The organism is Anabaena sp. CCY 9402-a, from assembly GCF_963920945.1.
GTDB lineage: Bacteria > Cyanobacteriota > Cyanobacteriia > Cyanobacteriales > Nostocaceae > Trichormus > Trichormus minutissimus.
This window is the reverse complement of sequence record NZ_CAWUDL010000012.1, coordinates 63,529-78,920: the sequence shown is the minus strand read 5'-3', so window position 1 is coordinate 78,920 and position 15,392 is coordinate 63,529. Positions and strand designations below refer to the sequence as shown.

13 protein-coding genes and 1 pseudogene are annotated in these 15,392 nt (G+C 41.7%); 3 read left to right on the top strand and 11 right to left on the bottom strand.

What is annotated here, in order from left to right; genetic code table 11:
- Window positions 1-120 precede the first annotated feature (120 nt).
- Entirely contained in the window at window positions 121-324 is a 204-nt protein-coding gene (locus ACM0OR_RS06640) for a hypothetical protein (protein WP_414575541.1), read from the top strand.
- A 132-nt stretch (window positions 325-456) separates the two neighbouring features.
- On the opposite strand, the gene ACM0OR_RS06635 is transcribed toward ACM0OR_RS06640, so the two are convergent.
- From ACM0OR_RS06635 to ACM0OR_RS06600, 8 genes are all read right to left on the bottom strand, one after another.
- Window positions 457-2,268 (bottom strand): ABC transporter ATP-binding protein, encoded by a 1,812-nt coding sequence (locus tag ACM0OR_RS06635; RefSeq protein WP_414575540.1) that lies wholly within the window; start codon window positions 2,266-2,268, stop codon window positions 457-459.
- Window positions 2,269-2,273: 5 nt separating this feature from the next.
- Entirely contained in the window at window positions 2,274-3,221 is a 948-nt protein-coding gene (locus ACM0OR_RS06630) for a hypothetical protein (protein ID WP_414575539.1), read from the bottom strand.
- A 250-nt stretch (window positions 3,222-3,471) separates the two neighbouring features.
- A complete protein-coding gene (locus tag ACM0OR_RS06625) occupies window positions 3,472-3,603 on the bottom strand; it encodes a hypothetical protein (protein ID WP_277880790.1) in 132 nt (43 codons plus the stop codon).
- 192 nt (window positions 3,604-3,795) lie between these two features.
- Complete coding sequence (locus ACM0OR_RS06620; protein ID WP_323267982.1) at window positions 3,796-3,933, bottom strand: hypothetical protein; 138 nt, start codon at window positions 3,931-3,933, stop codon at window positions 3,796-3,798.
- Between the two features lie 191 nt (window positions 3,934-4,124).
- Window positions 4,125-6,074: a lasso peptide isopeptide bond-forming cyclase gene (locus ACM0OR_RS06615; RefSeq protein WP_414575538.1), complete on the bottom strand. Its 1,950-nt coding sequence runs from the start codon at window positions 6,072-6,074 to the stop codon at window positions 4,125-4,127.
- On the bottom strand, window positions 6,071-6,505 hold the full coding sequence (locus tag ACM0OR_RS06610) for a lasso peptide biosynthesis B2 protein (RefSeq protein WP_414575537.1): 435 nt from the start codon (window positions 6,503-6,505) through the stop codon (window positions 6,071-6,073). Before ACM0OR_RS06610 ends, ACM0OR_RS06615 begins: the two co-directional genes overlap by 4 nt.
- Window positions 6,489-6,752, bottom strand: coding sequence for a PqqD family peptide modification chaperone (locus ACM0OR_RS06605; protein WP_414575536.1), 264 nt, complete (start codon window positions 6,750-6,752; stop codon window positions 6,489-6,491). The genes ACM0OR_RS06610 and ACM0OR_RS06605 overlap by 17 nt, the downstream gene beginning before the upstream one ends.
- A 609-nt stretch (window positions 6,753-7,361) precedes the next feature.
- Window positions 7,362-8,036 carry an ATP-dependent Zn protease gene (locus ACM0OR_RS06600; protein WP_414575535.1) on the bottom strand — a complete coding sequence of 225 codons (675 nt, stop codon included), beginning with the start codon at window positions 8,034-8,036 and terminating at the stop codon, window positions 7,362-7,364.
- Between the two features lie 114 nt (window positions 8,037-8,150).
- On the opposite strand from ACM0OR_RS06600, the gene ACM0OR_RS06595 reads away from it, so the two are divergent.
- Window positions 8,151-9,356 (top strand): DUF4336 domain-containing protein, encoded by a 1,206-nt coding sequence (locus tag ACM0OR_RS06595; RefSeq protein WP_414575534.1) that lies wholly within the window; start codon window positions 8,151-8,153, stop codon window positions 9,354-9,356.
- 45 nt (window positions 9,357-9,401) lie between these two features.
- Here ACM0OR_RS06595 and ACM0OR_RS06590 read toward each other — a convergent pair whose 3' ends face one another.
- The 3 genes and pseudogenes from ACM0OR_RS06590 to ACM0OR_RS06580 all read right to left on the bottom strand — a co-directional run bounded on the left by ACM0OR_RS06590 (window position 9,402) and on the right by ACM0OR_RS06580 (window position 11,322).
- Window positions 9,402-10,001 carry a nucleotidyltransferase family protein gene (locus ACM0OR_RS06590; RefSeq protein WP_414575533.1) on the bottom strand — a complete coding sequence of 200 codons (600 nt, stop codon included), beginning with the start codon at window positions 9,999-10,001 and terminating at the stop codon, window positions 9,402-9,404.
- Between the two features lie 17 nt (window positions 10,002-10,018).
- A pseudogene (locus ACM0OR_RS06585) lies at window positions 10,019-10,171 on the bottom strand (response regulator); the annotation flags it as partial.
- A 137-nt stretch (window positions 10,172-10,308) separates the two neighbouring features.
- Window positions 10,309-11,322 (bottom strand): GGDEF domain-containing protein, encoded by a 1,014-nt coding sequence (locus tag ACM0OR_RS06580; RefSeq protein WP_414575532.1) that lies wholly within the window; start codon window positions 11,320-11,322, stop codon window positions 10,309-10,311.
- A 1,298-nt stretch (window positions 11,323-12,620) separates the two neighbouring features.
- Between ACM0OR_RS06580 and alaS the strand changes: the two genes are divergently transcribed.
- Complete coding sequence (gene alaS / locus ACM0OR_RS06575) at window positions 12,621-15,263, top strand: alanine--tRNA ligase (RefSeq protein ID WP_414575531.1); 2,643 nt, start codon at window positions 12,621-12,623, stop codon at window positions 15,261-15,263.
- The last annotated feature ends 129 nt before the right edge of the window (window positions 15,264-15,392 follow it).

Below are 15,392 nucleotides of genomic sequence, written 5' to 3'. Positions count from 1 at the left end.
GCATAAAAGCCATAACTATTGAGCTTAAGTGATTCGGTATAGCTACGAATGTCACACTTTATAAAAAATTGTTATTTTGAGATAACTTAGTTTGAAAAACATAAAGTTTTGGTGAGGAATATGCAAGCTACCAGTAGCTCAATCCCCTTGTCTTTAGAGACAGTTTTGGAGCGCATATTTGCTATTGGCAGAATTACGCGCCGTGATCAGCAGTTACTAATGTCTACACTGCTATCTAAAGAAGGATTAAATGAAAGAGAACGGCAACAAATCAGTAGAATATTTGATGGTATACAAAGAGGATTGCTTAAGGTTGTAGATTAGCTCTGCTACACAGATGTTAAAAGAAAGAAGCAGCGAAGAGAAAAATACTCAGAAGTCAGCACGGGCTAAACGCCCCGCTACCGCTAACAGCACCGGCTAAACGCCGCGCTACAGCTAACAGCACTAGCGAAGCTATATCCGATATTGCTGCGCTTGAGTTTCAAACAAGTAGGCATACTTCCCATTCATCTGCATGAGTTGATCATGAGTTCCGCTTTCCACAATAGTGCCATTGTCCATGACGTAAATGCGATCGCTCATTTTCACGGTAGATAGACGATGACTAATCAAAATTGCAGATTGGTCTTTAATTAATTGGCGGAATTTTTCAAACACTTCATACTCAGCTTTGGGGTCCATTGCACTAGTAGGTTCATCCAGCACAATTAACTGGGAATTTCTTAAAAATGCCCTGGCTAAAGCAACTTTTTGCCACTGACCAATACTCAGTTCTTCTCCTTGAGAAAATAATTGACCGAGGGTAGTATCATAACCTTGGGGTAATTTAGAAATCACATCATCAGCACCGGAACGTCGCGCCGCAGCAATAATATTTTCTGGTTCTGGTGGTAAGTCAATGTTGCCAAACCAAATATTTTCCTGGGCTGTGAAATTATACTTGGCATAATCTTGGAAAATCACGCTAATTTCGCGGCGTAATTCTGCTATTTTAAATTCTCTCAAGTCTATCCCATCAACAGTAATTGAACCTGTCGTGGGGTCATACAACCTGCATAAAAGTTTAATTAATGTAGTTTTACCTGACCCATTTTCACCAACTAAAGCCACAACTTCCCCTGGTCGAATGGTCAAGTTGACATCTCTAATTGCTTGACGGGTACTGTTGGCATATTTAAACCCAACATTCTGCACAACAATACCAGTCTGAATAACTTCTGGAAAAGGAACGGGGTGCAAAGGGTCAGCCAATTTAGGTTTTAGTTCCAGAAACTCGTAAAGATTAGCTAAAAATAGGTTGTCTTCATAAAGAGCCGATAGACTACTCAACAAGTTTTTAATATCGCTTTCCCCACGCTGTAATGCTTGGGAATATAACACTAAATCTCCTATACGTAGGACACCTTGAATAGTCTGAAAAATAATAAACGCAAATACCCCTAAAACTACAATTCCTGATATTGTTTGGGCGATAAAATTACCAAAAGCGCGTCTAGTGTCAATAGCTATGCTTTCTTTGTAGATTTGCCTTCTAATACGGAGATACCATTTACCAAAGTAATCTCCTAGACTAAACAAGCGAATTTCTTTAGCAAATTGCTCTGATGTCAGTATCCAACCCAAATACTCTGATAGGCGTTCCATTCCGGTTTTCTTGCGTCGCCAATCATACATCACACGAGCATATTTAACTCGCACTAACATAGCTGGAAGAGATATCACAATCAACACCCCAGCAATAGACCAATGTAACGACAGCAATAAACCAATCATCCCTAGCAAGGAAATACTACTTTGCCCTAGTTGTGCTAGACGATTGATAATTAAGGGTGGTCGATAACGAGCTTCTTGTTGCGCTCGTTGCATAGTGTCGTAATAGTGGGAATTTTCGTAGTATTCCAGGTCAGCTTCTATAGACTTAGTATGGAGAATGTCTTGAATGTAGTCTGTCACCTTCTGGGAATGAGCATTATTTACCAACTCAGCCAAAGCGTTACAGATAACAGTCGTAATAGTAACTGCACCAGCGAGAACAATTAAGAAAATAACTTGACTAACAGTTGCAGTTTTATCGGCAATTGTAAAACTAGCAGCCACCGTATCTATAATCAGTTTGGCTATATATATAGATATTAGAGGTAATATACCCTGAATCACCAACAATACTGTACGCGCGATCGCCCACCGAGGACTACTTTGCCATACCAAACGCAATGCAGGCAAAAGACGCAGCGTTCCTAGAAGCTTCTGTAACTTTCTCACCATCGCCTCTAATAAACCTCCGCGCCACTTTGCGTAAACCTCCGCGCCACTTTGCGTTTAAAATTCCCCATCTGACACTGCACATGATCCTCCACATACTTAGCCACCTCAGATAACAGAGGTAAAGACCGGGGTCTTTTGAGCTTATAAATAGGTATACTCCTCAACAGCTCCACACATTGACTCAGATGCTGTTCACGGTTGAAAGCTTGCTGCAAAGAGCAAATACCATAAGAGTTAGTAATTAATTCTAATATCGCCCCTTGTGATCGCACTGCCTCAATTGCCAACTCATCACTATCCACAAGTACATAGAGACTATGCAATTGTTGTGGCTTACAAGCAAAATCTTGCTCACGGCGATAACCATACTCTCCCAACAAAGGATGCAAATAAATCAACGATTCCAAATCATATCCACAAGTAGTAGCAACTTCTGGACTCATCTTCATTTGGGGATAGCCAGGAACTACCTTAACTGGAGATTCTAAAATTACAGGTACTACATCATCAGAAACAATCTTGTGACCACGCGCCAGCATCGCTGCTGCGGCTGAAGATTTCCCAGCACCAGAATGTCCCAGAAAACAGATAACTTGGTGATCAACTGCTACTGCACTAGCGTGTAAGATGAGTGAAAATCCTCTTTGATAGAGCGAAATACCCATCGCACTACCAGAAAGGCACAATTGCATCAGTCGTTGATCTGCATTTGGTGCGGGAGTGACAATCACTTCTGCACCGTTGATGATGTGGAATATACCCACACCCTTCATTGCAACCATCGTTTCTTGTGGCGACACTTTGAGATATTCCCTAGGCTGAGAAGGCTCGACATATCCCTGACTACTACTCTTAACTGTGACAGTAATATCACATTCCGTATCCAATTCCAGTAACTCTGGTAAAACTAGATTGGAATGTATACCTAAACCATACGCAAAGTATTTATACATTTCGCAATCTCATCATATTTAAAGTATTTTTGATATGTGCAATGCAGCTCCAAGCAGCATGAGTTGCTCTTGGAGCTTGTGATAGCTATGATTGAAACACGGTTATGCCAAATCTTCCAAAATTAAGGCACAGATGGAAGTCGGGAAAACTAACTACATCTGAGTTTCTTAATTTTGGATTGGGAATTGGTATCAGTCCAGGAAGTTTGTCTGGGGATTTGATTAGCCGCTCATCCTCAGACAGATTCCTCTAAGCGTCACTTACACCAGAAACGCCAAAGTCGTCAGATGCGCCTAGTTTTTTGGGCTTAACTTGTTCTGTGATCGCTTCAACGTTACCGTAGACTGTGACGGTAGGTACTGTCCAAACTTTTTTACTCATGAACTCTACTCCTGTTTGTGAATTAAGTGAGTCTGCGCGCTAATTAGGGAAACACGCTCATCATCATAGGGATCTGCGATCGCTTAGTCAAGGTATTGAAGGTGACAGGGGACAGGTGACGGGGTTAAACGTCTTCTGCTGTCTAAGTTTTATCATCTGTTCATGTCCTAACCACCTTGGCTGTTGCTCTAACTAAGCGTCACTTACACCAGCAACGCCAAAGTCGTCAGAAGCACCTAGTTTTTTGGGCTTAACTTGTTCTGTGATCGCTTCAACATTGCCATAGACGGTGACAGCAGGTGCTGTCCAAACTTTTTTAGTTGTGTTCATTGCTTAACTTCCTTTTTTTGAATGTACTAAAAGCTAGTACCTGTTTTCATGACTAGAGGTTTTAAACAAAACCCCTAGTAGCTAACTCATAATTTTTCATGCTCCTCCTCCAATAAATCCACTAACTACACCAACTTCTTTCCTGTCACCTGTCACCTGTCACCTATCACCTATCTCCACCAATGAATTTATTAAGTATTAGCGGTTGCTGTCACACCTGATTGCTTAATCCATAAAGCGAGATTGACAGCGACGAAAATATCTACAGATTCTGGATCTGCGGCATTAGGATTAGCAGCATAGCGGGAGTATGCTGATTGTAATTTGAGTATATTTACATAGTTTTCTATCAAATGTGACTCTTGAAAAATTACCTGCTCAAGAGTTGCTCTTTCGTCTCCCAGTAGTCTGAGCCGGAAGTTAGCCCCTAGATTACCCTTACCTAGCCGCCATTGTACGTCCTTGGGTAAAATTCCCTCCATCGCTCTCCGTAAAATTGAGCGTGTCCAACCCTTGTGTAATTTTTGACTAGAGGGGAGAGCTAAACAAAATTCTACCAAACGGCGATCGCAAAATGGATGGCGAGCTTCCAAAGAAAAGGCGGCTGCGGTTTTATCTAACCATTGCAAAGCATATCTCACCGAACCATTGTTTAGTGCTAGCCAGTGCGCTTCCCTAGCCGACATGGAAGACCTTTGATCCATTAAAGATTTCACTGTCTCTGTTTGCATCCGTTCCGCCATACCCAGGCGTTGAGCAAATTCTGGATTGAGTAGTGTTAAAGATTCTTCTAAAGAATCATCTGTTTGGTAACTACCGCGCAGTCTTTGCAACACTTCTACAATTGGTTCGGGTACAACTGACTTCAAACCGTAGTTCCAAATCACATGACGCGCTGATTTCTTCCAGACCTTGGCTAAAGCCGTTCCTTCTTCCATCAACTTCAGCCATCTAAAAGAAGCCGCTAGCTCTGATAAATATTGGAATCCATAGGTAATTGTTGTATCACCATCAATCCCAGTGAACAAAACCCGTAAATTCTGCTCAGATGCAGCCTTAAACACAGCCCAATCCATATAGAAATTTGGGGCGGGGATTGGTTCTTCACCATGCAAATAAACTTGATCCACATCCATCAAAGGACTTAATTGATCTGCATGGACATCGTGAGCCTGATAGTCACCTTGAGCTAACACAGCCGCCATGTAAGGACGCTCATCAATTTTGGGTGATATCTCTGCCAAACTCGGAAAAATTGCTGAGAACGTATGTAATTTTTGTCTACCTTCTTTGGCTAACAATTGCCTAGCAGTACACGCAATTGAAGAAGAATCTAAACCACCACTGAGGGTAGAACCAATCGGAAAAGCACTCCGCAAACGACAACGGACTGCTTCCATAAAAATTTCTCGAAAAGCTTCTACATATTGCTCATCTGAGGATAAATTCAGTTCATAGCTAAGATCGGGACACCAATAAGACTTAATTTCAGTCCGATTGGGACTAATAGTTAGACTTTCCGCCGCCCGTAGTTCACGAATATCAGTATAAAATGAATCTTCCTTGCGGCCGCAAAACAGAATTTTTGCCAGATAATCTGCAACCATTGCTTCGTTAATCTGGCAAGGAACACCAGGGAATGTCAACAGGGATTTAATCTCAGATGCAAAGATAAATGTTTGCTTAAACCTGTAGTAATACAAGGGTTTAACTCCCATCGCATCCCTAGCACAAAAAAGCTGCTGTTTGCGCTCATCCCAAATCGCAAAAGCAAAATCACCAATGAGATGTTTGGGACACTGCTCACCCCATTGTTCATAAGCAGCTAAAACCAAATAACTATCTGTGATTTTTTCGGCTGGATAATGTTTGATTTGCAATGCAGAGATTAATTCATCGCGATTATCTATCCTGACATCGGCTGTCAACACTAAATTCCCGGCTGGATTGAGCATGGGTAACTTCTCCTGCAAAGACTCAGGAGTAGTCCACAGCATTCGATGACCCAAGCCTACAGATCCAGAACACCATATATCCGCCCCATCTGGCCCTCTATGAGCGATCGCATCTACCATTCGGGTGAGTTGCTCATGGTCTACTGGTTGTCCATTCAGTTGGTAGATCCCGACAATACCGCTCATAGTAAATTCCTCGGCAAAGTTGGTAGGGGTGTATAGGATGAGAGATTAGAGAGATAGCCAATCACAACTTTTCCCTGATTCTCTATCCAAGCATGAGCTTTTAGTTTTCCTTCCTCATTCTTAGCAACTCCAATGCGGAGTTCAGGAGAGTAACCGCTTTGAACCATAAAAACTTGGCAGGTCAAAGCACGAGCTAAACACTTCGCTCCTGGTATAAAATTAGTGCTGACATCAACAGCCCAGATAATTTTATGCACAGAAGGTTTTGATATTCTAGAGTTTGGTTGACTTATCCTATTTAGAAGTCGTCGTAAGGTGCTAAAGGGCAGTAACCACAATCCTAAATTGATCAACCCTAATAAAATCAAAGTATTGATCAACAAATAGCGATCGCTATGATTGAGGCGCAAAAACTTAAGCAGGCGCGTCATTAGTAATATCTATCAGTCCCTTAGCTGCTAAATCTTGCAGTAGAACAGAAACTTCATGTTCGCAAGTTTCCGGTTCAACATCATATTCTGCTAGCAATGCGGCTTGAATTTCCTCCACAGTTTTGGGAACTTGAATAAAATTCCAGATGCTAGCCCCTACCTGATTCAATCCGTAGTAAACTCCCGACTTGATATCAAGAATGACTGCTTCTCCCTGTAGCTCTGAGTAAACCTGTTCTTTACTCACTACTATCCTGGAATGCTCAGATATTATTAGCTGTGCTGACATTTTTGTTCCAGTTAGATTACTTAAGCTGGTCTTGATTAACCTCTCGATAATATATAACACCTCATAAAAAACACAGCTACGCCAAAGTCGCATCTTTACTTATTGTTCTAAATTCACCCTAACTTTATGAAGTAGTTGTAAAGAAAACAGCACAATCATGTGTTTTTTGTTGATAAATACTACGGTATTTGCGGTGAACCCAGAAAATACTTAACACAAATGCCAATACTACTGAAACAAAGCTTGATTTATAGGCTTTTCAGCTCTTTTAGATGCTAGCTTGATTTTTGCTTTCTTGTCCAGATTAGTTATAAATTACACCTAATGTAACAACAGTTATTTTTTAGGCTAAGTAAAAACACGATGGAAATATAGAAATTTAGGGTGCATCATCTATGATTGCATGACTGGATTTTAAGAAATTCATGTATGAATTTATCTAATTCAATAGTTTGAACAGTTGTAATTGCTAAAAAATACCTCTTTTCTAGCAATTCACAACTTGAATTATCCAAAAGAGGATATAGTTCATTTGTTCGCGTTGAAAGGGCTGCCCTTAGATCCCTGTTAAGAATTAGCGATCGCATTTTGGCAATCTGCGACTGTACCGCGTTGTCCCATAACTTGGACTAAGGCTTGGTAGCTAGACCAATTTTCTTGTAAGAGAGTTTTGGCTTGTAGAGCGTAAAACCTTTGTTTCTGCTGATAGGCTGACTCTGAAAAACCTAAAATCTTCAAGACACTAGCTAATTTGCTTTGATCATCAGTACCACCTTCAGCCCGATCAAAGACTAAGCTTTCAGCAGCAATCCCTGCCATGCAAACAGTGCAGTAACGATCCACCATTTGGGTACTAATTTTACCTTTCTGCAACTGCAAAGCTAATTCTTGATCATCAAAAGTCACACAACCTTGTCCAGATTGACCTTGTTTCCAGGCTTCCCACGCACTGAGGGTATAGCCTGTGACGGGAATTTCTAAAAGGTGGGCGACGAGGAAATGTCCAGCTTCATGGTGAATAATGCGATCGCGGTGTTGTGGAGAAAACCCCGCAATCCAATCTAAAACAATCGTACCCCCCTTACCCTGCAAGCTGAAACTATCAACCGTGGCTATACCCAAAATTGTGAAGGTAGCGATCGCTGGGATAGTGGGGGATAAGTTAATTAACGGCCCCAACAATGTCGATAGCGTTATCAGAAAAACAGATATGGCAACTAGATTGAGGGCAGTTTGGCTCATAATTCGTAATTCGTAATTAAACGGGATTTTAATGATCTTGTGCTTAATCTTCCTTAATTATATTGATGAATGCTCAATGCTAGAAATGAGAAAATAGCATGAAATGAGTGAACGATGATGAAAACACGGGTAGAGTCGCAGGGTGAGAATCCTAAAGATTGGTTGTGGCCATTCTGGCCGGCTTTGCCACTTTATCCCTACGGTAGACGGCGGACACTTTGCCGAGAAGTCGTTAAAGACACGATTTGGACATTCGACCAGCTGCATGGCATTCTCTACACCATAGTCCCCATTCGCATGACTGTGATCAAGCTAGATGCAGGTGGTTTGTTAGTTTATGCACCTGTGGCGGCAACTCCAGAGTGTGTAAGACTTGTGAGAGATTTGGTAGCCCAGCATGGAGAAGTTAAGTATGTTATTCTGCCTACTAGTTCTGGTTTAGAACATAAAGTATTCGTTGGGCCATTTGCCAGATGCTTTCCCCAAGCACAGGTATTTGTTGTCCCCCATCAGTGGAGTTTCCCCTGGAATATGCCCCTGAGTTGGCTAGGATTTCCCCAAAAACGTACACAGGTATTACCAGAAGATAGCAGCCAAGTTCCCTTTGCTAATGAGTTCGACTATGCAATTTTAGACATTAACTTAGGACGAGGCTCATTTGTAGAAGTGGCGATGTTCCATAAGCGATCGCAGACTCTACTTATAACCGATGCAGTATTATCCATACCAGAAGATCCACCAGCCATCAGCCAATTAGACCCCTACCCTTTACTGTTTCACGCCAGAGAACGCGTACACCAAGTTATTACAGATAATGCCACCAACCGCCGCCAAGGGTGGCAGCGCATTTGTTTATTTGCCATTTACTTTCGTCCGAGTGCGCTGCAAATCAATGGACTAGGGCAGATGTTACGCGATGCTATCCAAGCACCAGATCACTCACCCAAGGCTTACTTTGGTTTATTTCCGTTTCACTGGCAAGATAATTGGCAGCAGTCATTTACTGCACTGCGAGGTAATGGCAGACCATTTGTAGCCCCCATTTTACAAACCCTAATTTTTCCGCAAGCACCAACCCAGGTACTCAATTGGGCGAATCAAATCGCAAAATGGGATTTTCAGCAGATTATTGCTTGTCATTTTGATGCACCATTTGCAGCTAGTCCCGATGAATTTCGTCAAGCATTCGCTTTTTTGGAGAAAATCCCTTCTCACTTCAGTAACCAACCTCTCCTAGAAGCAGATATGCAATTCATTAAAGAATTAGAAAGCAATCTAGTGCGGCGAGGTATCGCCACACCCGCAAAAGATCAGGTTTAGGGCATGGGGAAATTCAATGCGTGGATTTTAGATTTTGGATTAGTTTCAATCTAAAATCCCCCTGTCACCTGTCCCCCTCTCCCCATACTGTTCCGGCGTATTGATATCCAATAACACAGCCGGATCATCCAATGGAACTTTGTTAATTGCAGCGTAAAATTCTTGGATAATTTGACGTAAACCTAGAGTTTCTTCGCGAATATTTGCTAAGTGCGATCGCATTTGATGAGCAAACAATATAGGATGCCCCATTTTATTTTGATATACAGGTGCAGTAATTAAGGCTGAATTGTCTTGATGTGCTTGTAATAGTTGTTGGTAAATCCCTGCTTCTCTAGGTTGGTCAACGGCGGAAATTGCTAAAGTTTCAAAATTTGGGGAAATATTTTCTAACCCTGCCAAAATAGAAGTTGTTTTCCCAGCATGACTATGAGGATTAATCACCGTTAAACTACCAACAAGACAATCCTTCTGTCGGTCAATATTATGTGAACCTAACACTACTACAGGAGTAAAGCCGATACTCAACCACTGTTCTTGTTGATAAGTTAATAAATTTTGACCTGCACCCCAACTTAGTGAGGTTTTGCAGATACCCATGCGAGTAGATTTACCCGCCGCTAAGATGAGAGCAAAGTTTGTCAAGTTTCAACTATTTAATCTTAAGTTCCAATTATGATGGCAATTGCTCTGACCAACTCATCCGAGTCGATGGGTTTGGCAATATGTTGTTGAAATCCTGATTGGAGTGCTTGTTGTTGGTGAATTTCTCCCGCATAAGCAGAAAGTGCGATCGCTGGGATATTTCCTCCCTGTTAGGGTGAGTATTGTCTAATTTGCTAAATCTGGTACTGATATTGGGAGCGGGTTTTAGCCTTTGTCTTAGTAGTTCATTTGTTCGCTTTGAACGGGCTGGGGTCTAAGGGTTTTGAATCCTCCTATACCCCTACTTTTAAGAAACTGCTTCCAGGTTGGAGACTTGGGAGTATTGTTCCCAGCCCATGACTTGGTTTCGTCCAGCTGCTTTAGCGGCCAAGAGACACTGATCGGCACGATCTAACAAGTTCATTCCTTTTTCATCATCATTGGGTTGGAAATAAGCCACACCTAAACTGATGGTGATATGCAGATGTAAGTTACCGTTGATAGCAAAGGGTTGTTCTTTAACTATACGATTGAGACGTTCAGCTACTGTCAGTGCTTCGTCACCATTTGTATGAGGTAAAAGCACTACAAACTCCTCTCCACCGTAACGGAATGCTATATCCTGACTACGTAAATTATGACGCAGACGGCTACACAGCAATTGCAAAAGGCGATCGCCAACTAAATGTCCATGTTGATCATTAACCTTTTTAAAGAAGTCTACATCTATAATAATTAAGCTCAAGGGAATATCTTGAGTCCGGGCTTTGTTGATTTGTCTGGGTAAATCCCATTCTAGGGCGCGACGATTATTTAATTCTGTTAGTGAATCTGCTAAAGCGATCGCTGAGAGAATATCATTAGTATTCATCAAATCGCGATACTTTTGGACTTTTCGCACACCAACTGTTAATTGACTTAAGATTAAACTTTTGGTTGCAGTTGTGAGGCGATCGTTTGTCTCTTCAGTTAATAACCAAATATAAGCATCTGCACCTAAATTTAGGGCATGAGCAGTTATCTCAAACTCCCATTCCCAACCACGTTGACTTTTTTCAAATAACAGATAGGGACGATCTTCCACCAAAATACAATGTATCCAGGATAGCTGGTTTTGTTCTTTTAACCAGCTGCAAATTTTTATGCTACCCTTCCAACTTGCCTGCACAAATATAATATCGGGCTGCACAATTTGTATGTGCGACACTGCCTGATTAAAATCATTTATCACTTTTAAATTAAAAGTGTTAGCATCATGAATCTGATCGGGAAGTGTGGCAAGAAAGTTATGACTTCCAAAGACCAGAATGCTGCTTTTCATTGCTGTGCTTTTTGCCTTTATTCTTGCTAATATTTAAGTTTATTTTGCCAATACCTTATAGATTTATTATTCTCCCGAAAATATTTGTATATATCTATACATTTTTACATCTAGCATGAACAAAAACCTTAAAATTTAATATCCTCTTAATACATTTACTAAAACATATAAAGACTAGATTATTTTCCCTTATTTTAATTGTCTATTGCTTTGATTTTGATTTATAAAACAGTAAAAATACCGAATATTCTACAGAGGTATCATATTATTTATGTATTTATCAGGTGATGATAATTTAAGCGAATTTAAATTAGTCATAAAGTTATAATTTAAGCTTCAAGAAAACTAAAATTTAACCTACCTTTAATATCATAGTAATCTCCATTGTGAAACCTCAGTATAAAATACTAAAAAAATATATTTTTATATATACTATATACCAAAAATTTTTAAGTAATTTTACTTAAAATAAAGCTTTTTATCGTGAGAATACGCAAAATCACCCAGATGATCCCGTAATTTTATATACTTTTTTTAGAATGTAAATTTTTAATAAAACTCGTGCAAAAATACTAATAAAATGAGTTACTTTGTCTATTTTTCCAGCACATTAAATAAATAATGTATCAAAGCTAGATAGCATCAGTAAATACAATCATGAAATTGGCAATCCGCAAGATATTTGAATTATATATAATTGCTCAGATATTTCAGATGATTAAAATTGAGTTTTTTAAATTTAAATAAATACGAATTAATTTAATTGAATAAAATCATAAGTGGCTACTATTCATTAAATTCCTCTTTATACAGAGTAGGTTAAAACCCCCGAAAAAAAAGCAACGTAGTTGCGTCCAAAGTGCTTCTTCTTAGGGGAAAGGCTGTGTAAATAGACCAGGGATGAAAACCACGATTAAGGGCTTTAGTCCTCACTTAAATGTGGTAGGATTAACGCGGTGGAAGAGTAATCAACCACGTAAAAAACCCATTTGCTACCTAACACCTAGACGCTGAACCTTCTCCCAAAGGGCTAATGTGTACACACATCTGGAGTGCTGGTTGCAAAATGTGGTTTTATCCCCCTAAATCCACGCCACTTGCTACAATGAAAGACTACTATTACAGTACGGTGTAAATAAGCGCAAAGTTGAACCACTGCGTTGCCGGGGTTCTCCCGGTTGTAGCAAATGGCGTAGCGGTGTCGGTTTCCGTCCCGCCCAACTTTATCAGACGAATTTTGAATTCACGGCGGTACTAGCCCTTAATCCTTAAATAAAACTAATTTGTCATTTCTTCCCATGTCTTCAAACCCCCAGTTCATAGGCGGTAACGAAATTCGCGCCAAATTCCTTAACTTCTATGCTCAAAGGGGACACCAAATGTTGCCTAGTGCGTCCCTTGTGCCAGAAGATCCCACTGTGCTGTTGACGATCGCAGGGATGCTACCATTTAAACCGATATTCCTGGGGCAGCGCACACCAGAATTTAACCGGGCGACAACTTCCCAAAAGTGCATCCGTACCAACGATATCGAAAATGTCGGACGCACCAAACGGCATCATACATTTTTTGAGATGCTGGGTAATTTTAGCTTTGGTGACTATTTTAAGGAACAAGCGATCGCCTGGGGTTGGGAAATTTCCACAGAAGTTTTTGGCTTACCCAAGGAACAACTAGTAGTCAGCGTCTATGAAGAAGATGACGAAGCTTTTGCTATCTGGCGAGATCAAATTGGTGTAACGTCAGCCAGAATTAAACGTATGGGTGCAGATGATAACTTTTGGGTATCTGGCCCCACTGGCCCCTGTGGCCCTTGTTCCGAAATTTATTACGACTTCCACCCAGAACGGGGCGATGAGAATATAGATTTAGAAGATGACACCCGGTTTATCGAGTTTTATAACTTGGTGTTCATGCAATACAACCGGGATGTAGAAGGTAACTTAACACCCCTGCAAAATAAAAACATCGATACCGGTATGGGTTTGGAGAGAATGGCGCAAATTCTCCAAAAAGTGCCGAATAATTATGAAACTGACTTAATTTTCCCGATTATCGAGACAGCCGCCAAAATTGCGGGGATTGATTACCATAACAGTGATGAAAACACCAAAGTTTCTTTAAAAGTCATTGGTGATCATGTCCGTTCCGTTGTCCACATGATTGCTGATGAAATCCGCGCCTCCAATGTGGGGAGGGGTTATATATTGCGGCGATTAATTCGGCGAGTGGTGCGTCATGGGCGATTAATTGGTATTACTGGGGAATTTATTAACCAAGTCGCCGAAAGTGCGATCGCCCTTTCCGAATCAGCATACCCCAATGTCCGCCAACGGGAAGCCGCAATCAAAGCCGAACTGCAACGAGAAGAAGCAAATTTCCTCAAAACTTTAGATAGAGGAGAGAAACTCCTAGAGGAAATTATCCAACAGGTGAAACAGCAAGGGCAAACCCAAATTAGTGGTGAAAGTGCTTTCACACTTTACGATACCTACGGTTTCCCCCTAGAACTCACTCAAGAAGTCGCCGAGGAAAATCACCTCACTGTTGATGAAGCTGGCTTTAAAGTGGAGATGCAAAAGCAAGTCGAACGCGCCAAAGCCGCACACGAAACCATCGACTTAACAGTGCAAGGTTCTCTCGACAAACTTGCAGAACACATCCACGCCACCGAGTTTATCGGTTACACCCAACCAGTAGCAACAGCGAAAGTCGAAGTTTTATTAGTGGGTGGCGTTTCTCAAGAGGAAGCCGAAGCCGGAACAGACGTGCAGATTGTCCTCAACCAAACCCCATTCTATGCCGAATCGGGTGGACAAATCGGCGATCGCGGTTATATCTCCGGCGACGGCGTGGTTGTACGCGTGGAAGATGTGAAGAAAGAATCCGATTTCTTCGTCCACTTCGGACGCATCGAACGCGGTACACTGCGCGTAGGCGATACCGTCACCGCCCAAATTGATCGCGCTTGTCGTCGTCGCGCCCAAGCTAACCATACAGCAACTCACCTCCTACAAGCGGCGTTAAAGAAATTTGTGGATGAGGGGATATCTCAAGCCGGTTCTTTGGTATCCTTTGACAGATTGCGCTTTGACTTCAACTGTCCCCGTGGTTTAACTCTAGAGGAAATCCAACAAGTGGAAGAACAGGTTAACACCTGGATAGCCGAAGCCCACTCCGCCAAAATCGAAGTATTACCCTTAGCTGAGGCGAAAGCTAGAGGTGCTGTAGCGATGTTTGGGGAAAAATACGGTGATGAAGTCCGCGTCATCGATTTTCCTGATGTGTCGATGGAATTATGCGGTGGGACGCACGTCAGTAATACTGCGGAGATAGGCGTATTTAAGATTATTACTGAAGCTGGTGTGGCTTCTGGGGTGCGGCGGATTGAAGCTGTTTCCGGCCCCGCAATCTTAGATTACTTGAATGTACGGGATAAAGTGGTTAAAGATTTAAGCGATCGCTTCAAAGTCAAACCCGAAGAACTACCAGAGAGAATCACCACCCTGCAAAGCGAACTAAGGAATGCAGAGAAGCAACTAGAAACACTGAAAGGACAATTGGCGATCGCTAAATCTGACAGCTTACTCCAAACAGCGACAACTTTAGGCGATCATAAAATCATCGTCGCCGAGTTAGAAGGCGTTGACCCCGAATCCTTAAAAACCGCAGCCGAACGCTTACTGCAAAAAATCGGTAACGGTGCAGTGGTGTTAGGTTCAGTTCCCGAAGAGGGGAAAGTCAGCTTAGTTGCAGCCTTTAGTCCTGAAGTGAACAAGAAAGGCTTACAGGCGGGTAAATTTGTGGGTGCTGTAGCGAAAATTTGCGGTGGTGGCGGTGGCGGTAGACCAAACCTCGCCCAAGCCGGCGGACGCGATGCTAGTAAGTTACCAGCAGCCCTGGAACAAGCACAGAGTGATTTAAATTCCGCCTTGGGTTAATTTCTTGTAGGGTAGGCATCTTGCCTGCCTTAGAATTATGATGCACCTTTGCCAGAAGATATTTTGAACGCATTTGAGGACAGATGAAAATTCTCTCTCTGCGCCTCTGTGTCTCTGCGTGATTAAATC